The organism is Halomonas sp. BMC6, from assembly GCF_964204995.1.
Taxonomy (GTDB): Bacteria; Pseudomonadota; Gammaproteobacteria; order Pseudomonadales; family Halomonadaceae; genus Vreelandella.
In genome coordinates, this window is record NZ_CAXNSH010000001.1 from 2,871,768 (window position 1) to 2,892,317 (window position 20,550).

Annotated in this window: 20 protein-coding genes; 8 read left to right on the forward strand and 12 right to left on the reverse strand. The window is 53.3% G+C overall.

Annotated elements, in window-relative coordinates; genetic code table 11:
* Positions 1-71: 71 nt before the first annotated feature.
* From AB6K10_RS13965 to AB6K10_RS13985, 5 genes are all read left to right on the forward strand, one after another.
* Positions 72-1,466, forward strand: a complete 1,395-nt coding sequence (locus tag AB6K10_RS13965) for a GntP family permease (RefSeq protein WP_339119048.1) — start codon at positions 72-74, stop codon at positions 1,464-1,466.
* Positions 1,467-1,528: 62 nt separating this feature from the next.
* The gene (locus AB6K10_RS13970) at positions 1,529-2,737 is read left to right on the forward strand and encodes an MFS transporter (protein WP_339119049.1); all 1,209 of its coding nucleotides are present in this window, start codon (positions 1,529-1,531) and stop codon (positions 2,735-2,737) included.
* The gene (locus AB6K10_RS13975; RefSeq protein WP_285263245.1) at positions 2,734-2,862 is read left to right on the forward strand and encodes a hypothetical protein; all 129 of its coding nucleotides are present in this window, start codon (positions 2,734-2,736) and stop codon (positions 2,860-2,862) included. Before AB6K10_RS13970 ends, AB6K10_RS13975 begins: the two co-directional genes overlap by 4 nt.
* 38 nt (positions 2,863-2,900) lie before the next feature.
* Positions 2,901-3,350: an ion channel gene (locus tag AB6K10_RS13980; protein ID WP_159342389.1), complete on the forward strand. Its 450-nt coding sequence runs from the start codon at positions 2,901-2,903 to the stop codon at positions 3,348-3,350.
* 30 nt (positions 3,351-3,380) lie between these two features.
* The gene (locus tag AB6K10_RS13985; protein ID WP_159342390.1) at positions 3,381-4,925 is read left to right on the forward strand and encodes a cation:proton antiporter; all 1,545 of its coding nucleotides are present in this window, start codon (positions 3,381-3,383) and stop codon (positions 4,923-4,925) included.
* Positions 4,926-4,937: 12 nt separating this feature from the next.
* Here AB6K10_RS13985 and AB6K10_RS13990 read toward each other — a convergent pair whose 3' ends face one another.
* Genes AB6K10_RS13990 through AB6K10_RS14000 form a run of 3 tightly spaced genes read right to left on the reverse strand, consistent with a single transcriptional unit; the run spans position 4,938 to position 7,631 of the window.
* Positions 4,938-5,870 carry a metal ABC transporter permease gene (locus AB6K10_RS13990; protein WP_339119050.1) on the reverse strand — a complete coding sequence of 311 codons (933 nt, stop codon included), beginning with the start codon at positions 5,868-5,870 and terminating at the stop codon, positions 4,938-4,940.
* 9 nt (positions 5,871-5,879) lie between these two features.
* Positions 5,880-6,704 carry a metal ABC transporter ATP-binding protein gene (locus AB6K10_RS13995; RefSeq protein WP_159342392.1) on the reverse strand — a complete coding sequence of 275 codons (825 nt, stop codon included), beginning with the start codon at positions 6,702-6,704 and terminating at the stop codon, positions 5,880-5,882.
* 6 nt (positions 6,705-6,710) lie between these two features.
* Positions 6,711-7,631 carry a metal ABC transporter substrate-binding protein gene (locus AB6K10_RS14000; RefSeq protein ID WP_305946754.1) on the reverse strand — a complete coding sequence of 307 codons (921 nt, stop codon included), beginning with the start codon at positions 7,629-7,631 and terminating at the stop codon, positions 6,711-6,713.
* A gap of 153 nt (positions 7,632-7,784) precedes the next feature.
* On the opposite strand from AB6K10_RS14000, the gene mntR reads away from it, so the two are divergent.
* Positions 7,785-8,264, forward strand: coding sequence for a manganese-binding transcriptional regulator MntR (gene mntR / locus AB6K10_RS14005; protein ID WP_159342394.1), 480 nt, complete (start codon positions 7,785-7,787; stop codon positions 8,262-8,264).
* 19 nt (positions 8,265-8,283) lie between these two features.
* Here mntR and AB6K10_RS14010 read toward each other — a convergent pair whose 3' ends face one another.
* From AB6K10_RS14010 to AB6K10_RS14025, 4 genes are all read right to left on the reverse strand, one after another.
* Positions 8,284-8,961: an RES family NAD+ phosphorylase gene (locus tag AB6K10_RS14010; RefSeq protein ID WP_339119051.1), complete on the reverse strand. Its 678-nt coding sequence runs from the start codon at positions 8,959-8,961 to the stop codon at positions 8,284-8,286.
* 11 nt (positions 8,962-8,972) lie between these two features.
* Positions 8,973-9,371 (reverse strand): MbcA/ParS/Xre antitoxin family protein, encoded by a 399-nt coding sequence (locus tag AB6K10_RS14015; RefSeq protein WP_253016222.1) that lies wholly within the window; start codon positions 9,369-9,371, stop codon positions 8,973-8,975.
* A gap of 92 nt (positions 9,372-9,463) precedes the next feature.
* The gene (locus tag AB6K10_RS14020) at positions 9,464-10,246 is read right to left on the reverse strand and encodes a DUF3750 domain-containing protein (RefSeq protein WP_339119052.1); all 783 of its coding nucleotides are present in this window, start codon (positions 10,244-10,246) and stop codon (positions 9,464-9,466) included.
* Positions 10,247-10,301: 55 nt separating this feature from the next.
* Positions 10,302-11,195: a LysR family transcriptional regulator gene (locus tag AB6K10_RS14025; RefSeq protein ID WP_339119053.1), complete on the reverse strand. Its 894-nt coding sequence runs from the start codon at positions 11,193-11,195 to the stop codon at positions 10,302-10,304.
* A 131-nt stretch (positions 11,196-11,326) separates the two neighbouring features.
* Here AB6K10_RS14025 and AB6K10_RS14030 point away from each other — a divergent pair, with 131 nt between their 5' ends.
* Both AB6K10_RS14030 and AB6K10_RS14035 read left to right on the forward strand, forming a co-directional pair.
* The gene (locus AB6K10_RS14030; protein WP_339119054.1) at positions 11,327-12,508 is read left to right on the forward strand and encodes an MFS transporter; all 1,182 of its coding nucleotides are present in this window, start codon (positions 11,327-11,329) and stop codon (positions 12,506-12,508) included.
* 762 nt (positions 12,509-13,270) lie between these two features.
* On the forward strand, positions 13,271-13,741 hold the full coding sequence (locus AB6K10_RS14035) for an antitoxin Xre/MbcA/ParS toxin-binding domain-containing protein (protein ID WP_339119055.1): 471 nt from the start codon (positions 13,271-13,273) through the stop codon (positions 13,739-13,741).
* A gap of 381 nt (positions 13,742-14,122) precedes the next feature.
* Here AB6K10_RS14035 and cas6f read toward each other — a convergent pair whose 3' ends face one another.
* The 5 genes from cas6f to AB6K10_RS14060 all read right to left on the reverse strand — a co-directional run bounded on the left by cas6f (position 14,123) and on the right by AB6K10_RS14060 (position 20,527).
* The gene (cas6f, locus tag AB6K10_RS14040) at positions 14,123-14,731 is read right to left on the reverse strand and encodes a type I-F CRISPR-associated endoribonuclease Cas6/Csy4 (RefSeq protein WP_339119056.1); all 609 of its coding nucleotides are present in this window, start codon (positions 14,729-14,731) and stop codon (positions 14,123-14,125) included.
* Positions 14,728-15,777 carry a type I-F CRISPR-associated protein Csy3 gene (gene csy3, locus AB6K10_RS14045; protein ID WP_339119057.1) on the reverse strand — a complete coding sequence of 350 codons (1,050 nt, stop codon included), beginning with the start codon at positions 15,775-15,777 and terminating at the stop codon, positions 14,728-14,730. Before csy3 ends, cas6f begins: the two co-directional genes overlap by 4 nt.
* Positions 15,778-15,787: 10 nt before the next feature.
* Positions 15,788-17,845: a hypothetical protein gene (locus tag AB6K10_RS14050; RefSeq protein WP_339119058.1), complete on the reverse strand. Its 2,058-nt coding sequence runs from the start codon at positions 17,843-17,845 to the stop codon at positions 15,788-15,790.
* A 4-nt stretch (positions 17,846-17,849) separates the two neighbouring features.
* The gene (locus AB6K10_RS14055; RefSeq protein WP_339119059.1) at positions 17,850-19,088 is read right to left on the reverse strand and encodes a TniQ family protein; all 1,239 of its coding nucleotides are present in this window, start codon (positions 19,086-19,088) and stop codon (positions 17,850-17,852) included.
* 224 nt (positions 19,089-19,312) lie between these two features.
* Positions 19,313-20,527 carry a DUF4236 domain-containing protein gene (locus AB6K10_RS14060; RefSeq protein WP_339119060.1) on the reverse strand — a complete coding sequence of 405 codons (1,215 nt, stop codon included), beginning with the start codon at positions 20,525-20,527 and terminating at the stop codon, positions 19,313-19,315.
* Positions 20,528-20,550: the final 23 nt, after the last annotated feature.

The following is a 20,550-nucleotide window of genomic DNA, read 5'->3' on the forward strand; positions in this document are numbered from 1 at the left end:
CATTATGCCTAGTATCCCGGCCTTTGTTTAAACGCACCGCTTACTAAATTAACAAATGCTTAGGAGCCTGTATGGGCATGCTCGCCATTATTCTTTCGTTGTCGCTATTGATGCTGCTTGCCTATCGCGGCATTTCGGTCCTCCTCCTTGCGCCGTTGATGGCCGCGTTAGCGGTTTTACTATCAGGCGACGGTGCTTTTTTACTGCCCATTTACACCGATACCTTCATGGGCGCCCTGGGCAACTATGTCATGCAGTTCTTCCCTCTCTTCTTGCTGGGCGCGCTCTTCGGCCAGTTGATGGCAGACTCAGGCGCCGCCCAGTCGATCTCCAATGGCATCGTAAAGCGGTTGGGTACCCATCACGTGGTACTGACGGTGGTCATGGCCTGCGCGGTACTGACTTACGGCGGTGTCTCGCTGTTCGTCGTGGCCTTTGCCATTTACCCGATCAGCCGTGAACTGTTCCGCCAGGCCAATGTGCCCAAGCGCCTTATCCCCGCCTCCATCGCTCTAGGCTCCTTCACCTTTACCATGACGGCGCTCCCCGGCACGCCGGCCATCCAAAACGCCATTCCCATTCCTTACTTTGGTACCAACAGTTTCGCGGCACCGGGGCTTGGCATCGTCGCTGGGTTGATCATGCTGGGGTTGGGCACCCTGTATCTGCAGTCGCGGGTCAATAAAGCGGCGCTTCACGGCGAAGGCTATGGCACGCATACCGAGCGGGAAACAGACGCCCAGAGTGACACCGGCACCACGCCCAGCATGCCACTGGCAGTCGCGCTGGTTCCGCTGGTCATGGTGATTGGCCTCAACGCTCTCTTCACCTACGGGATATTCCCGGCCTTGGACCTGAGCTTCATCAGCGATGCGTTCGACAACGTCACGCCCAGCCGCCAAACAGGGCTTTGGGCCATTCTGATTGCCCTGCTCAGCGCCTCGGCTTGGCTTATCATCACGCGCTGGCGTCACTGGCAAGACTTGAAAACCACCATCAATCAAGGCTGCTTTGGTTCACTGCTACCGATTTTCAACACGGCCTCGGAAGTAGGTTACGGCGCGGTCATCGCCAGCTTGGCAGGCTTTGCCATCATTCGTGATGCCGTGCTCAATGTGTCTCCGGGCAATCCGCTCATCTCCGAAGCCATGGCAATGAGCGTGCTGGCAGGCATCACCGGCTCCTCCTCAGGCGGCCTCTCCATTGCGCTCCAAACGTTGGGCAGTGAGTATTTGGCCATGGCACAGCAAGCAGGCATCGATCCTGAGCTCATGCACCGCGTGGCTACGTTGGCCGCGGGCGGCATGGACACGCTTCCCCACTCGGGTGCCGTGATCACACTACTGGCTATTTGCGGGCTGACCCACCGCCAGTCGTATGGCAATGTGGCCATGGTCACCATCGTGCTGCCCATCGCCGCGCTGATCAGTGTGATTACGCTCGGCACGCTGTTTGGAAGCTTCTAAAGTCGCCAATGCCATGCGATAGTTGATTAACGCGTTAACCAATCCACCATTAGAGACGTGCCATGGCCCTCCAGAAACACCACACGCTGCTGTTGATCGTGCTCGCCAGCTTGGTTATTTCCACGGCCATGGGACTACGTCATGGGTTCGGGCTGTTTCTCGAACCCATGAGCAGCGATTTCGGCTGGGGACGCGGCGTCTTTGCGTTTGCACTGGCCGTCCAAAACCTCATTTGGGGGCTGTCTCAACCGTTTACCGGGGCGCTGGCAGATCGGTTTGGCGCGGCTAAAATCATCGTGGTGGGTGGCATCCTCTATGTCCTGGGGCTTTGCTTCATGAGCCTCTCGACCAGCGCGCTCGGCATGACCGTCAGCGCTGGCCTGCTGGTTGGCTTCGGCCTATCGGGAACGACGTTTTCGGTGATTCTGGGCGCCGTCGGCCGGGCCGTTCCCGCTGAGAAGCGCAGCATGGCCATGGGGATCGTCAGTGCGGCGGGCTCGTTTGGTCAATTTGCCATGCTGCCCGGCACGCTGGGATTGATCGAGTGGCTAGGCTGGTCCTCTGCGCTCCTGGCCATGGGGGCGATTGCCGCACTCATGATACCGCTGGGCGCGATGCTCAAAGACCGGCCCAGCCCCAAGGCACTGGGCGACTTGAGCCTGCGCGATGCGCTTAACCAAGCGGCGGGGCAAAAAGGATTTTGGCTACTTTGCCTGGGCTTTTTCGTCTGCGGCTTCCAAGTGGTGTTCATTGCGGTCCACTTGCCAGGCTACCTGTTCGATAACGGCTTGGCCGTCCAAGTCGGCACCACGGTGCTCGCGCTGGTGGGTCTGTTCAATATCGTGGGCACCTACACCGCTGGCTGGATGGGGGGGATCTGGTCGAAACCGCGTCTATTGAGCTGGCTTTACCTCATCCGGGGCGTGATCATCACGGCCTTTATCGTCCTTCCCCTGACGACGACCAGCGCTTATCTCTTCGGGATTGCCATGGGGCTGTTATGGCTCTCCACCGTTCCGCTCACGAACGGTATCGTCGCATCGGTGTTTGGCGTTCGCCATCTCTCCATGCTGGGCGGCATCGTGTTTCTCTTTCATCAGCTGGGCTCGTTCATGGGCGTGTGGCTGGGTGGTTTTTTGTACGATCTCACCGGCCACTACGATACGGTGTGGCAGATTGCCATCGTACTGTCCGTGGTCGCCGCCGCGCTCCACTGGTTCATCAGCGAGAAGCCGCTGGCACGCCCCTCTGCGCCACAGGTGACACCATGACAGTGTCAGCAGCAGGCTGGGCCGTGATCGGCCTACTGGCGTTGGGTGGCTTGGCACTGTTGGCTTGGTGGGGGTGGCATACGCTCGACCCCGCCCTTTTGCTGCTGGGGAGCCGACTGTGCTAAATCACGTGTCACCTCAACGCGCCGGCAATTGATAGCCCATGGCGATTCCCTATCCAGGCCATATAGCCGTCGTCTTGACGACCTTCATTGCCGTCGTGCTCGCCGTGTTACTGCATTACGAGGCGCTGTGGCTCATCTCTCGCCAAATCGAACGCTCCCACCGCCCTCATCGCCAGCGCATTTTGATCATGGCATTCGGCGTGCTGACCACCCACATCGCCGAAATTTGGCTCTTTGGGATAACGGGCTGGTGGCTGTCAGCCATCCATGGTATCGGCGCGTTGAAAGGGTACGAGAGCTTTCAGCTTTTGGATTACATTTTCTTTTCCGCCGTGACGTACACTACCGTCGGCTACGGCGATATCTATGCCGTCGGCCCGGTGCGTTTTCTCTACGGTACGCTGGCGCTGACCGGTTTCGTGCTGATCACCTGGTCGGCGTCCTTTACGTTTATCGAAATGCAAAAACATTGGCGTATACATAAGTAGCTCACTCCCTTCGCTGGTTAAGGACACCGCATGTTCGAAGTGCTGATTTTGTCGTTTGCGTTCGTATTCGGCATTGCCGCCCGTCATCTCAATCTTCCTCCGCTTGTAGGTTTTCTAGCCGCTGGCTTTGCCTTGAACGCCTTTGGCCCTAGCGTTGGTTTACCCGATGAGGCCGGCCCGCTGCTCGAGCACCTCGCTCATTTGGGTGTCTTACTACTGCTCTTCACGATTGGCTTGAAGCTGAATATCAGGAGCCTAGCCGAACCCGTGGTATTGGGTAGCGCCCTGCTGCATCTCGCCTTGACCGCGCTGATTTTCACCGTAGGCTTCTTGGTTCTGCTATCGCTACCGCTGGAGACTGCGTTACTGCTCGCCATCGCGCTATCGTTTTCGAGCACGGTATTGGCCGCTAAAGTCCTGGAGAGCAAACGTGAACTGCGGGCGCTACACGGCCGCATTGCGATTGGCATTTTGATCATTCAGGACTTGGCCGCCCTGGCGGTGTTGAGCATCTACAGCGGTCAGTCGCCTAGTCCCTGGGCCTTGCTGGTGTTTCTCCTTCCACTGCTGCGGCCCGTGCTGTACTGGCTGATGAGCGTTGCGCAACACGATGAAATGCTGGTACTGACAGGTGCCGTGCTGGCCATTGCCGTGGGGGGAATGGGCTTTGAAATGGTAGGGCTGAGTTCTGAGGTAGGGGCTTTGGTGATGGGGCTGCTGCTTGCTCATCACCCTCGGGCCCAAGAGCTCTCGAAAGCGCTGTGGGGGCTCAAGGAAGTGCTGTTGATCAGTTTCTTTCTACAAATTGGGATGGCTGGCCTCCCCGACACCCAAGCACTCCTTTTTGCGCTCGCCCTGGCCGTGGCGCTGCCACTGAAGGGGCTACTCTTTTTTGCCCTGTTGATTGCCTTTCGGTTGCGTGCGAGAAATGCGTTCCTGGGCAGCCTTAGCCTGACCGCTTACAGTGAGTTTGGCCTGATCGTCGCGTCGAGCATCCTTGAGGCGTGGTTGGTACCACTGGCCATTGCCGTCGCGCTCTCTTTCGTGATGGCCGCGCCGCTCAACCGTTTGGCACACAGCCTGTTCGATCGCTGGGAGCGACATCTGACGCGCTTCGAGCGCGGCTCGAGACACCCGGACGAACAGCCCGTCAATTTAGGCGCGGCCACCGTTCTCGTGCTGGGGATGGGACGCACGGGCAGCGCTGCCTACGACTTCTTTCACGATAAGGGTTTGGAGGTCGCCGGTATCGATTCCGACCCCAATAAAACCGACAGCCAACGCCGCGTGTTTTATGGTGATATCGAGGATGTCGGTTTTTGGCACCATCTCGATCTTGATGGCCTGACTGCGGTGACGCTGGCCACCCCAGAAATGGAAAGCAAGCTGATTGCCAGCCGAGAACTGCGCAAGGCCGGTTTTACCGGCCAACTGATTGCGGGCATTCACTATCAAGATGAAGCCGAGCCGCTTCGCGATGCCGGCGTCGATCAAACCTACTTATTAATGACCGGCGCGGGTATTGGTATTGCTGAAAAAACCTGGGAGAAGCTTCACGGCGATGCAAGCCGATAACGCCAGCGGGGGCTAAGAAGCCCCCACGTGGCGATGCCGCCATAGGCGCATCAGCACACCGTGCTTCGGTGAAAACAGCAGCGCCAGGAAGAAACACCCCGTCGCCACCAGGACGATGGTGCCGCCGGAAGCCACGTCAAACGAAAACGACAGCCATAACCCCAATACCGCAGACCCTACCCCGACCCCGATGGAGATAAACAGCATCGTTTTGAAGCGGTCGGTCAGCAAGTGGGCCGTGGCGCCCGGCGTAATCAGCATGGCCACGACCAGGATGATACCGACGGTTTCCAGACTAGCGACAATGGTGAGCGTGAGCAGCAGAATCAAGCCGTAATGAATCACGCCGGTGTTGAAGCCGAGTGCCTGTGCCTGAGTCGGATCGAAGGCATAGAGCATGAGCGGGCGATAAGCCAGCCATACCACCAGCAATGCGATCACGCTGGCAGCGAGCGTCAGCATCAGTGCAGACTGCTGAACCCCCAAGACGTTACCAAATAGAATATGCATCAAGTGGGTGCTGGAAGCGATTTTACTGATCAGCACGACGCCCAGCGCAAACGCCCCGGTAAACATGATGCCCATGGCGGCATCGGACTTGATCCGCGTGTGCCGCTCGATCGCCCCAATGCCAAGCGACGTCAGCGCCCCCGTGACGAAGGCTCCGATAAAAAAGGGCAGGCCCAGCAGGTAGGCGATTGCCACGCCAGGCAACACGGCGTGCGAGATCGCATCCCCCAGTAGCGACCAGCGCTTGAGGACGACATAACAAGACAGCATGCCGCAGATGGCCCCCACCATCATCGACGTGAGCAGCGCGCGCTGCATGAACGCGTACTGAAACGCCTCTGAAACGCTATCGGGCATCAGATTCACGGGCACCATCACCGCCGAGATGAGCCCAGCCACCAGGGCACTACTCAAAGAGTCCAACGTTTGTAACATGCAAATTGCCTATTCTTTGCCAGCGAACGCAGGCACGCTGGCACGCCCAACACCCTGAGCAGATGGCTCGATGGCACTCACGGCGAGTTCAGCCAGCTTGCTATCGCTCAGCATCTCGTCGGGCGCACCTTCACCGCGAATGAATCGATTGATCAGCACCACGTGGTCCACGTAGCGACGCGCGCCCGGCATATCGTGCGTCACCATCACGATGGTTCGTCCAGCTTCGCGCTCGCGTTTGAGCACGTCGAGAATGAGCTGTTCGCTGGGTGGGTCGACCCCCGCGAGTGGCTCATCGAGCAGCAGGATACTCGCCTCTTGCGCCAGCGCACGCGCCAGCAGCACACGCTTTTTTTGACCGCCCGAGAGGGCGCCGATGGGCCGGTCGGCAAACGCCAGCATGTTGACGTCGTATAACGCTTTTTCCACCGCAACACGGTGACGTGGCGCATGCCAGCGCGCAGGTAGCAGTCTCCGCCACCACGCGTCTTGGCGCATGTGGCCATAGCGGGCGCTCATTACGGTTTCCCATACCGAAATAGGGAAATCCCATTCGATGGCCTCTCGCTGGGCCATGTAAGCAATGCGCCCAGCTTTTCGATGGTGCTCGATGGCTTGACCAAATGCCGTCACGCGGCCGCGCAGAGGCTTCATGCTGCCGGTCAACACGTGAAACAGCGTCGATTTTCCTGCGCCGTTCGGCCCCACGATGGCCGTCCAACGCCCGCGAGGCAACGAGAGGTGAATGTCCTCTAACACGGGCTGACGCTGATAAGCCGCATAAACACCGCTCACTTCGATGGCGCTGGCTGGTTGAGACGGTAATGAGGACATCGTGATTTACTCGGTAGCCAAGTAGCGACGCAGCAACGCAACGTTATGACGCTGCATGGCAAAGTAATCGGCAGCCTCCCCGTCAGGCTCACTCAAAGAGTCGACATACAGCGGTCCGGCAACGGGCAGTCCGGTGTCACGTGCGATACTGGTCACATGGCGGTCAGAAATCGTACTTTCCCAGAAGAGGGCCGCCGGTTGGCGTTCGTTGATTCGGTCGATGACCCGCATCAACTGCCGTGGGGAGCCCTCTGTTTCGGCATTGGTACCCCAAATACCATCGTGCTCGAACTGATACGCATCGGCAAAATAGAGAAAGGCCGCTTCACTGGAAAGCAGTACGCGGCGCTCTTCGGGAATGGCTTCGAGCGTTTCTTGAAGTTCGACATGCAGATCATGCAACTGTGCTTCCAGTGCCGCTGCGCGCTGCTGAATCGCATCGGCTTGATGGGGCAAGCGATCCTCCAACGTGTTGGCGATGGCTTGCACGTAGCTACTGGCAGCCCGAGGATCCATCCACATGTGCGGGTCCACGTCGCCTTCCATCTCACCGGTGACGATCGTTTGCGTCGGGTAACCCGACGCCTCTGCCACAGCGATCATGGGTACGTCGTCATTGACCGTCGCCGATACTTGGCGCATCCACTGCTCTAGCTGATAGCCGTTATAAAAAACCACATCGGCATCTTCGAGCGCAGCAAAATTATCAGGGGTAAGTTCCCACTCGTGCACTTCGGCGTTAACCGGTGTCAGCACCGTGACGTTCGCATCATCACCGGCCACTTTCTTCACCAAGTCGCCAAGAACCGAAAACGTCACGGCAATCTCTATGGGCGGGTTTTGCAACTCATCGGCCTGAGCACTGGTCACAACGCCACACCAGGCGAACGACACGCCCAAGGCTGCTAGCAAGTATGGTTTAGCCACTGGATCTCTCCTCTGTGCTAGGCTCGCGTTACTGATAACTTTAGCTCAACAAAAAAGCATTGTGCAAACAGTTTAGCCTTGGCTAACAATTATCGTGAAAAATGCGCTACCATCGCCAATTAACGTTTCCACTAACTTTGATAACCTTTGCCAATGAGTGATCACCAACAGCGGCGCACCCCACCTCCCTCCGGACACAGCGGTGATGCGCTGCCGCCAGTGGAACAGCACGCCCAGCAGTACGAGGCCGTGCGCAACGCCCACGAAACGGAGCTAATCGAAGATTACGTCGAATTGATTGGCGACCTGATTCGTCATCGCGGCGAGGCCCGCGCGGCCGATATTGCTAACCGAATGGCCGTCAGCCAAGCGACGGTGTCGAAAATGATTCGTCGCTTGAACGAGTTAGGTTTGGTGACCAGCAAGCCGTATCGCTCGCTGTTTTTGACCGATGAGGGTCAAAAAATGGCGGAGACGTCCCGTGCGCGTCACGATATCGTGCTGCATTTTTTGCGAGCGCTGGGGGTGGACGACAGCACTGCCCGCATCGATGCAGAAGGGATGGAACACCATGTTAGCGATGAGACGCTCACGATCATGCAGCGCTATACCGACCAGCAGCAAAATAACTGAGCCTCTTTTCCGCACGCCTCTATGGCTGGGTGACACGTAGATGATTCACCTGGGTGATGGTGCCGTTCCAGATCATCTCTAGGTGGGTGGTCTGGATGATGTCCGTCACATGGCGCGGCGTCATGAGCGCCCAGCAGTGCGCCCCGGGTCGGCGCACCGAATGATAACGAAGGCCGTTCAACGTACGCCGAACGTCTGCACCGAACGGCTGCGACGCCGTATAGTGATCGGGTGCGTAGACGAGATGATCGCTGGGCAGCGTCAGCGCATCGCCTATTGACACCTCCCTGAAGGTGCCTCTCAACCCCCGAAAAACGAACCGCTCATAGCGTAGCTCGGGCACACGCTGCCAGTACGCTTGCTGATGGTGCTTGACTTCCGCAATCGCGGTTTTCAACGTATCGGCAAGGTACAGCACGCCAAAACTGCCGTCGCTAAAACGTGATCCTTCTGGATTGATATGCGTAAAGGGGGCCACGGCATACGAACAGCCACGAATACCGAAAGGAATCTGCTCGAGCGGCAGCAGCGCCAGGTCACCTACCTCATTCTGCAAACGCGGATTGGTGAGTGATTGAAGTGCATGGAGAGCGGCGAACTCGTCAGGGTCAGCTACATCATCGAACAGATCGATCGGCGGAAACTTACTGTTGACCAATCGATAGCCGATCACATCACGGGCTGGCAGTACGGGCAAATCAGCCGCCTTTACCACTGACCACCCCGCAGGCTATCGATGCGCTTATACGTTTCGTAAAGCGCGGCAAAATCTCCAGTCCCCATTATGGCCATGGGCGTGCGACCATTGAAATAGGGGTTGTGATTGACCATGTTCACAAACCCGTACAGGTTGTCGGGGTTATCGAATACCACACGCAGCGCCGCATGGATGTTCAGCACGTAGCTGATGCGCGCTAGCTGGTCACTATCCAGCTTGATCGCTGCCAGATCGCCGCGCCGAGCTCGAGCGTAGGTACTGTGAGAGACGCGCAGAATCGCTTCCCCCTGCTCTCCCGAGGCTCGCCACTTCTCTAGAATGCGTACCGCTGCTTTGAGGCCCACCGCGGCGGCTGCCTTATTCTGGGCAAACTTTTGCGCTGTTTGCATTGCACTTCCTGACTCAGTATCTACAAACACTATTATAGGATAAAAGTGTCTGAGAATACATTTCCACACGCAATGGGGCTTGCATGGCTAGATCACAGTGCCACCGAGGATGTGTGACCGCCACCCGCCACCTTGGCAGGCATACCCAACCGGCCGATGCCAGGTAATTTGAGGGCGGGGCGCAGGATATCGATGCCGACACTCATACCCAGCAGGTTGAGCTCAATGCCCTCCTCCAGCGCCAGCATGATCCCCACCACACCTCCCAGCGACAGTTGATATCCAGTTCCGCTGGGGGTGGGAGCAACGACACCATTGAAGAGGTAGTCTTTACCCACCGCCGTGGTCGGCAGCGCAACCTCAAAGCCCTCGACTTCACGTATCACCCAGGCAATGAAGCTGTTGCTATTGGGGCCAGGCCAAACTCGGTACAAATCCGCTTGCGGATAGCGCGCCACGGCGTCTTGGATACGAGGTATTAATTCAGCGGCTTCGGCACCTCGATAATCGGCGAGAAGCTCAGGCGGATGCCCAAACCAAGCGCGATCAGGCGTGTCGATGGAAGAAACCACCGTGGGGCGGCGCCAGCTCAACACCTGATGCAGCTGATACTCTCGCGCCCCCTCTGCTTTTGTCGCAATCCAGATATGCACACCAAAGGCTCCGCGCCAGCTATAGGCACGGGCCGCGTATACCTGTACGACGGCGTCTTGGACGCGATCAGGATGGGGCGCCAATCCCGCAGACGAACGGTCGAGATTCGACCAGTGGCCATCGGTAATGACCTGGTTACTGGCCAATATCCACACCGGCCCAGCCAGCAATAAGACCAACAGTGCCATTACGGCAGCCAGCCAACGCAATACGGTTTTCATCGGGGTATCCACATCAAGAGCATACGAGGAACGACGCGCATTAAAGGATTGATCATCAAAGCCTTAGCCGAGGTGCCACGAAATCTAGAAACGCACCAATTCTGCCCGAAAGCGCCGTATTACGGTAATAGACCGCTTGAACCATTTCACGGGAGTTCGGGCTGATCATACGATCCATCATCAACCCCACCAGCGCGCCTTTCTCTAAGTCGTGACGAATCATAAACCGCGACATACAAGCGATACCCTCGCCTGCCAAGCACAGCTGCCGCATGACCTCGCCGCTCGAGGTTCGCAGGTGCGCTTGAATATTGGGGCCTTCCTGCGGTAGCCCTTCGACCGGCCAGCGATCCAGACTGTCTGCGTTCAGAAATCCAAGTAGCTGGTGGTCTCGCAATGCTGCCGGGCTAACCGGCACACCGTGACGTTCCAAGTAATGAGGGCTTGCCACTAGGTGCAGCGGCGAGCGCCCCAGCAGGCGAGCGTGAAGCGTGGAGTCCTCTAGCCCACCAATGCGGATCGCGACATCCGTACGCTGCTCCAACAGATTGATGATGCTATCAGAGGCGGATAGCTCGAGCTCGATACCCGGATAATGATCGCGAAATGCGCCAATCAAAGGCACCAGTTGATGCAGTACGAAAGGCGTCGCCGCATCGACTCTAAGCCGCCCACTCGGGCGCACCTGGCTTAATCGCATCGCCTCTTCGGCTTCTTCAAGCGCGCTCAAACCCACCCTGACCCGCTCGATATAGGCGCGCCCTTCACTGGTGAGGGTCACACTGCGGGTCGTGCGGTTCAGTAATGGAATACCCAGCCGCTGCTCCAAACGCTGCACAGCACGGGAGACCTTGGCGACGGGCACATCCATCTGCCGAGCTGCGGCGCTGAAACCACCGCTATCCACGACGGCAACCAGGAGCTGCAGATCTTCGGTGCGGCTCAACATGATGAACTCCTAGCGCACACATTATTGTCGATAACGTAAAAGTGTTTCTATTTTAGTACTGTTTATCGCATAAGGCATCCGGCGCAAACTCCGCAGCGTTACGTCGTCCCTCTCTTTTCAGGAGATTTGCCATGCCTATTGCACTGTTCGCACTGACCCTCAGTGCCTTTGCTATTGGCACCACCGAATTCGTCATTGTCGGATTGGTGCCTACCATCGCCCAAGACTTGGGCGTTTCGCTGCCTTCGGCAGGACTGTTAGTAAGCCTCTACGCCGCTGGTGTTGCCGTTGGCGCACCGGTGCTGACCGCCCTCACTGGTCGTATGAATCGCAAGCTGGTGCTGCTCGGCCTGATGGCGCTGTTCATCGTCGGTAACTTGCTGGCATGTCAAGCGCCGGGCTACGGCTCGTTGATTACCGCACGTATTTTGACGGGGCTTGCCCACGGCGTCTTTTTCTCTATCGGCTCGACCATTGCCACCAGCTTGGTCAGCAAAGATAAAGAAGCGAGCGCGATTGCCATCATGTTCACAGGTCTTACCGTGGCGCTCGTGACCGGCGTACCGTTAGGCACGTGGATTGGACAAAACTTCGGTTGGCGCGCCACCTTCTTGGTGGTGTCGTCTCTAGGCCTAATCGCCTTGATCGGCAGCGCCCTCCTCGTCCCCAACAACTTGAAAAAGTCCGCGCCGGCGACCCTCGGCCAACAGTTCAAGGTGCTTACGCACCCTCGCCTTCTGCTCGTGTACCTGATCACTATTCTGGGCTATGGCGGCACCTTTACGGCGTTCACGTACTTGGCACCCATCCTGCAAGAGGTGAGCGGCTTTGGAAATAATGCCGTGAGCTTGATCATGCTGGTCTATGGCGTATCGGTCGCCTTCGGCAACATCTACGGCGGTAAAATGGCGGACCGCATGGGGCCCATACGTGCGCTGACAGTAATCTTTTCGGGCCTCATCGCCATTTTACTGATGCTGACTCTATCAGCAGCCCATCCCATCGCCGCCGTGCTGACGGTGCTGATCTGGGGAGCCTTTGCGTTTGGTAACGTACCGGGGCTGCAAGTGTATGTGGTACAGCAAGCCGAGCGCTTCGTCCCTGAAGCTGTCGATATCGCGTCAGGGTTGAACATCGCTGCGTTCAACATTGGGATTGCGCTGGGCTCTGTCATCGGTGGCTACGTCGTCGATGGAATGCAGCTCACCGACACGGCCTGGATGGGGGCGGGTATCGTTGCGCTTGCCCTGGCGCTCACACAGCTTTCCGGCCACTGGGATCGCCAAAGAGAAAGCGATGTTACTGCACGCTAAGGCCCGTTGAAGACGTCATGAGCCTCCCGCACGACTGTTCTCCCATACCCCAGCACTACGCCACTGTCCGGTCGATCTCTTCTCAGCCATCTGCAAGAAGAGGCAGCGCCCGGCAGTGGCTTTTTTCGTGCGCGCAAGACGAAGAAACACGCGCCCTGCCAAGCTGGCTAGCAGAACCAAAAGGAGCTTTAGCGACAAGAAATAGTGTGGGTAGCGACCAACAACGCCGACGCAAATCGAAGAAGTCGACATCTGGAAAGGAGGGAAAAGGTACAGCTAAATTGTCGTTTCCACTTCAATTTGACATAACCAAAACGAAAAAACAGTCACTTACACCAAGAATTCCACCGCAAAATGACATAAGTTTTCCACTTTTAAATGACATAAAGTAAAACGATCGTTTGCTCTGGTAATAAAATAACGTCATAAAAAAACATTCTGATAAACAGCTTTTGGCCGCAGCACATGATCAAAACTGCTGAGCATTCCGCTAAAATGGACACCTTACGGCTTACGTTGAATTCAGCTATAAACGCTCAAAAGAAGAACTGGTTATATGGCTGATCTGGCCACGATGCCATGTCTATACTCTCTTCAAATTTCGACATAGCCCCCATCCAGTGCCGATGCCAAAAAACATAGTTCACGTGCATAACCAACCATGGGATACAGACTACACTTCAACCAGAAACAGTCGCGCCGTGCTATTATCCATCTCCGCTTCATGTGAAGTTTCATAACCAGCACTTGACGAGGCGACTTATGCCAGAACCACCAATCTCTCCTCATAAAGCTAGGAATAATAAGCGTGAAATACGGACAGCAGAGTTCTGGAGGTTCATCACAGCCCAAGAGATGCGTAGAGAGTCTGAGCGTTTACAAAGTATCCAGGAAGGCCTCTCACCAACGTTATTGCTAACAGTACAAGAGACCTTTCAGCTGCAGAATAAGCAGGTTAAGGCATTGTTCAATGTGCCTGTCTCGGCTGTTCACCGCCGCAGACGTGAAGGGAAAAATCTGGACTCAGTGACATCAGAACGTCTTGATAGGGTTGCGACCGTAAGTCACCTCGCAATGGAGGTGTTTGAGGACAAGCGGGCCGCGATTGACTGGATATCTAATTCGAACGAAGCGCTGGGAGGACAGGCACCTGTCATGCTATGCGGCACTGATACCGAAGCAAAACAGGTTCGGCGTCTACTCCTCGCTATGGAGTGTGGCGGTGTGGCGTGAAGGTGGGTATTCATTATTACCCCGGCTGGTGCTCTAAGAGCAAACCAACTCATCTTCAGAAATAGCCTTCATCTAGCACCACAAAAAACCCTCCAAGAAATCTTGGAGGGTTTAGAACTATTGCTGCCTTGCGGCGGTGTGTATCATTACCGTTGCTGGCTTCCAGTCCTAATATCAGCTGCCTATTCGGCGGTTCACGAGCAAGCCGTTGAGCAAGCGCTGATTCAAGTTTTTTCAGCTGCCTATTCGGCGGTTCACTAGACCTAGCTAGCAGTATAAATATAGGCATCAACAAGATAAGTACAAAACGTTAAAAATACCCTTTTTGGCGTATCTTAAGTAAGCTATTGAAAAATATGACAATATATATTCTGAAAATATTTAGGTAATCTGCTTAAAATTTGGCACAGAGCCAGAGTGTGTCTGTTTTGTAGCCAACCCGTAGCTATTGTAGCTATCACACTGGCTTTCTTCACCAAGCGCCTCATACTGCACATACAGCGGGAATCGTTGGCCTGACGATCGACTATCAATAGGAATTACGTGGCAGTGATCAACGAAGCGATCTGATACAACACTGCCAGGCATGAACGTCTCGCCACGTTTTTCAGCTCGATTTTTGCTGCGGATCAGCCTTCTCTTAATTTCTCCTGGAAAAGATTTAGCAACATGCTGATTTCTAATAAATCTCACTTCCTCTAATGTCACTGGAACCATTTTAATATCACTAATTTCAATAAACCCTTCGTCCGCCATATTTTTAAAATACCGCACTGATGACAAATAAAACAAAGCATTAATATCTTTACTTACAAAAGCGATTGAGTCCCCTACTGAGTCCGTAGCCCATGATGGAAACGAAACACCAATGCCCGAACTTGCTATCTTAGAGCCGCTCATAAGACCATGTAAGCAAGCAATGCACCTCCCTGCTAAAAATGCGTGATTGGCTGAAGGCATTAAATATCTTATGTAAAAAAAGTATCTCATTTTTCACCCTTCTTAATTCCTTTTTGGAACATCCCCCCCTTCACTAGCATAGACATCACGTAGTGTGCATTAGGGCTGACCTGCCTGGTTTCAATCATTTCCTCTGTAATACTTGTAATTTCGTTTAACAGCGAGTAAAAATCTTTCTTCGTAACTGGTTCACGCATAGCTAAAACCCGACTACGATCTGCACCGTATTCACTCACCCTCAAAGGGTATTCAGCACCTTCATCTAGCCACCAGTCATCAATTTTTTGAATTGCTGCTCCGACTTTATAAGCACCAAAGCCAACTGCTTGACGACCGTCGTGCATTGTGCTTTTCATAAACTGCCTAGCCGCACTTTCGTTGCCTCTATCACCCTTCTCAATAAATAATTGACTGGGGAAAATTTCTTGGCAAAATTCTGTTTTTATTTCGGCAGTCACATCAGCAAAAAGAAATTTTTGTGGGTAAGAAAGTGACTCTTCAAGCTCAGCCGCAAGCCCTTCTAATGATTTAAAATCATCTCCTTCCCAAGAAGATCCCCATTCCTTATACTGTGCGTCTTTAACATAATATTTTTTTAAATTAGACGTAGAAACCTCAACTGCTATCCCTCTTGCAACTTTATTTCTCCAAAGCCATTCAGCTGAAAGGATATTTTTGACATATCGAGTTGCTAGCTCTTGGTATCCACCCAAGTTTCTATAAGTACCAGAGAACTCTTTCAATGCTTTTGTCGCTCCTGCATTATCACAGATGTTTGGTTCTAAGCTGTTTGCAATGATGCGTAAAGAAAAACGACAATACAACGTATCGACTAGCGGTGGTACATAACACGTTTCGAGCATTATAGGATTAGAAAAGCCCAAATCGCTCGTTTCTTTAGCACGCGCAGTCCCGGATGCCATATAGCCATCGCTAAACGTTGCCTTAGGGCCACGAAACCGCGTCACTTCCGCTTGCAACGGCTCAAATTCGCTCGAATCTGTCCGGTAATAAAAAACCGCCTTGCCCGGATTGAGAGAGCGCTCATAGCTAAGATGTCTGAAAGAGTTCATCATGCCGACCTGCCTATGCTTTTTTCATCAGCATAGTCAGGTTCTGGCTTTTCAACCTCCAAAAAGCGTTTTTAAGAAAGTCAGCTTTACCATTGAGCCTGACGCTTGCCGGTGACAACGTCTCTGTTAGACCGACTAAAGGCTCAGCATAAGCATGGAGCTGCCTATGTGAACCAGACCGATAGCAAGGTTCTTCAAGCAGCTGGTAGCCACTCATAGCAGGTAAATGATTGGGATGCTTGGACAACCATGTCACCAAGCTGTCGATGCTTTGCACCTGTTTTTCTGAGTCGACAACCCAACGACCTTCGTCCGGCAGAAGCGATATGGCTGCCAATAAACTGTTTGCATCTCCATATAGTTGGCACCACTGCAACTCTTCATAAAGTGGCGGGGGCTGCATAGTTCCCCCAGCGAACCTCCCAGGGAACGCAGACTGCAGCATAGTCAATTCGTCATTTCCCAGAGGGGTATCGCCTCCATCCTCTAGTCGATAGCGAATAACTAAATCCATGCGCAAATCGCAAAAGCGCATATCAATAAGACCTGGCCGCTTGGGAGTCTCACCTGGCTTCGCTGGTGGTAGATAAGGGGCAGGTATCTTGGCACCCGAGGAGGACTCATACTGCCGCAAAAACCAGGCAACTCCTTCAAAGACAATGTTCCGCTTAAGGATGTTTCGTAAACGTAGCTGGTAGTTATAGACTGTTCCCCATACGGCTAGCAGTGAAGGCAGGCCCACTAGATAGGGACAAGATAGCGCCTGCGCATCGAATACATGTAGGTTTTTTAAGTGAAGGTAATGATATGGCTCTTCAGCCATGTGTTCATCTTCTTTGATTTTCATCCCAATCAACAAAGACTTAAGTTGAGCCTTGAAAGGAATTAATAGCTCTGGATGATAAGCAAAGCTTTGCGTTTGGGGATACCTCACCAAAATACTGTGCAATTCTTTATTAACCTCAGGTAGAATTCCAAGTACATCCTCGTCAAGAGCAGAAATCAAAAGGCATGCTGTATTGCTCACACGACCTGAAAATACTTCTCCTCCTATATTTCTCCAATAGCTAACCGGGGATAGCCATTCAGATAAAGACTGCCTCAGCAACTTAATAGCAGAACGCCTATGATCTCGCCTATTTTTTCCGGTCAACAAGCTTTTACTTTCAACAATTTTATTACATGCCAGGATAAACGACTTACTTCTTAAAGAACTGTGATGAAAGTCTACAAAAAAGATTCCAGAAGAATTTTCATTTTCTTTATTTTGGCTACAGGCTAATCGAGGGGAATAACTAAGAGCAGAGACATTACCTCCAAGCGAGGATGCTAAATCTCCAACACTTGAAGAGTGCCAATGTTTTATTGTTGCAAAATCTTCACATTTATTACGTCGAGCAATTTGAATGTCGGCCAGTAACGAATGTGATGTGACAGGTGTAATACTGACATCCTTTCCTTGATAAAGAAAGGTAACTTGTACTGAATGCCTATCCACATAAGAAGGTGATAAATTTTTAGTTAAATAATTATCGAAAAGCGACTGAAGGTAAGTCCATTGACCATCAGACATACCAAGACTCATGAATTCTTTCCGCCATTGCTTGTCATTATCTAAAACAATAGCGGCCAAACAGCAAACTACACCCTTAAATATAAAATTAGCTCCAAAAAGCTTTGCTTTATTCACAGCTGCTGAGTTGTGTGACCAACCCAAACGACTCACGCTATTATATGAAGAAACAACACTGTCCGAGGGCTTCTCAGCTTTTACTAACAATCTCTGATATGCTACACGTGTATCAGGATGCTTTAGATTATGTGAGTGCAGCCACTGTACTTCCTGCGCACAACTTTCGATATGCTGCCAATCTTTGAGTGTTTCAATTGCTCTTTTTTTATTCAACAAATCAGGAGCGTACTGACGCTTATGCGATAAGTTAAGCAGCACCAGAACAGCAGCGTTAACATCTTCAGAAACCTCTAGCAGAGGCGTGTAGGGAGCAAAAGCTTTACGAATTGTTTCTGAGCGGCTTGGCTCATCCAATTCCAACAACGTACTTAACGACATGACGTTACCACGCTGGTAAATAATTATTATAGCTGCTTGTCTCAACCGGCATTCTTGACTGACGCAACTCCATGATTTCTCTTAAATAAAATACTCCTATACCGTTCACTAGCTTTTCATGTGATTTAAATTTGACTGCGCATCTGAGATACCCTTCTTCATATAGACGGTACGCTTGCTCATACGACGTACCAAGCAAAATCGCGGCTTCCGGCATACTGATAAGCAGATCTGCGACGTTTGGCACACGTGTTTGCGGATTCTGATCAACCAATCTTGCTAAAAAATTTTCCAATGGCGTCAAGACGAAATCACTTTCTGGATAAGCCTTCAACAGTAGACGCGAAATGCCGACAATGTTGCCAAAAACATCGCGAAATGAGGTTTTATTATAATCACATACCAATTTATCGCCTGAGAGCGCCGCTTGCTGCTCTAATTCCTGTGTAAACACTTCAGGCCAATGCGTGAAATACTCGATAGCCCGCTCAATCGTACGAGTGGAAACCTGATCGCAGGCGTCTAGCATTTTATGTGTATATAGCTGATACCACAGCAGACAAGCTAGGCGCAAACTGACTGAGCGGATGTCTAGCAGAGAATGCTTTGTAGGCGAATGCTCACCCACTACTAGGCGGCTGGCGATAAGCTGCCATTCGTCTGCTGGCTCCGAGTCAGCGTTACGAAGATCGAATCCACAGCGACAAGTATGCAAGCATTCAGAATGGGTATAATTTAATTTCTCTTCGCATTTTGGGCAATCATGCAGCATCTGTTTGCCATGATTAATGCAGGCTTCATAGGGCATCCAATGCCATTCCTGCCGAATGTAATTGGCTTCAGTGAGGCAATCCGGGCAAACAGGTATCCCCTTTTGGCGAACTAACGCTCGGGGTACGTGGCTACCTGCATAAAAAACGCTAGCGTAGCGCGAACAAAATTTCTCGCTGGAATGCACTACTGCCAAGTGTAGTAGCGGAAGTTTTTCATTATCTGTCAGCGACTCCACTAGCTTGAGCGCTCTGATGCGCCGACTACTACTCTGAGCCGCGTGATAGACATTTAAACGGCTTAGCTCTTCTGGGAACGCCCCTGCCGCTTCATGATCATGCAGCTGCAGCCAGTCTTTTATCGCTCGACTAAGCTGCTGATAGTATTCGAAGAAATTCTCTTGCGATAGACGGAGCATGTAGCTCTCAAGTGACTCGTTAATGAACGGTCTTGGGCGGACAAGCAATTTCATGGCAACCACCTGCTAAGATATCCTTATCAAACGTATAGCAGCTATCCACTATAAAGCATAAATATTTCTAAAAAATATTGGCTTATGGAGCTCATCTCCTCTCCCATTATCAAAGGTTAAGCTGTCATGTCAGCGCCGCTCACACTTGCACGTAGTCACTACCATTGAATGGGAATCCCTAGCCAGACAACATAAAAGCCTTGGGCTTATGCCTCGGCCAGGGTTTAGACGAGCTTAAACGGATCAATGTCCCGAAAAATGCCTGTTTTGGTCATGTCACGGCGCAGCGTAAACGCTTCTACCGCCGCGACAGGATCAACCTGCACCAGCTGATCAAAGTGGATACGGTTCCACTGTGCTCGGGTGACCTTGATACTGTAAAGGTACTGATCGCGGGTACCGCCCGTAGTGGGATCGACCACCTGGCGATACCCAGATACCCGCGCTTCTTGAACAGAGGGCAAACGCACAAACACGGCGCCAAGCACACGAAAGGCAATGCCGTGGACATGGTCACGGTACAGTTTGCGCTGTCGGGTGGCACTCAGGGACTTGGGGGTGAGCTTGAGCGCTTTGGCGGGCATTACCCATTCTCGATCCGGCATCTCATCGTCAGAGGGCAGGTCAATATCCAGCGCTATCGTGGTGTCGTCGCTTCCCAAATCAAAATCGATCACGGTCTCGCGAGGCCAGTCGATCTCTTCCAGGCGCTCTTGAAGCGTGAGTGTCATGTCATCACGTTCTCTTAGCACGCCCTGCTCTTCTCGCTGTTGTCGGGCAAACTCGGCGGCATCAAAATCGGCTTTGCGGTGTTCCCAATGACGGTAGTCGTCATTAAATCGCTTCTGGCGACGTGTGTTATCGGACTCATGTTGACGGCGTGCCGGTGACCATAGCACTTTCCACCATGGAAGAGGCACCGGCGTGGGCGGAGTGGGTGCCGGCTCAGCAAAGTGGCGTGGGGTGTAGCCACGGCAGTGAGGAGATGGGGTATCGTGGTGCAGCTGCCCTAAGCGCACGATGTCCGCGTTTAATTCATCGCAGAGTGTCTTGAGCTGTGCACGAATAGCATCACGTGCATGACGGCGCAGCCAACGTACGTCCTGGTCGCTGAGTGGAGTGCCATCTTCAAATCGGTAGCGAACGTTGCCGTCTTTCTTAACCGACAGCTGAAGCCCCAGCGACTCGCCTTGCCCAATGCGCGCTTCTAGAGCTGAAGGGGCACTTGCTTGCCCCTTTGAAGAAGCTCGACGAGATGATGACAGCTGGGTGCGATAGGCCAGTCCTGTTCCAGGAAGTCCGGCATGCGCATGGATACCTCGTGGCCCCATGCTGACACTGGCACCACGCGGGCCGACTGAAAGACCCACACCACGCTTGCTGATATTCAGGCGCACGCCGGGCGCAAGTGAAATACGACGTTGAAAGCGAAAAGCCATCGACACTCCTTGAAGCGGGAACC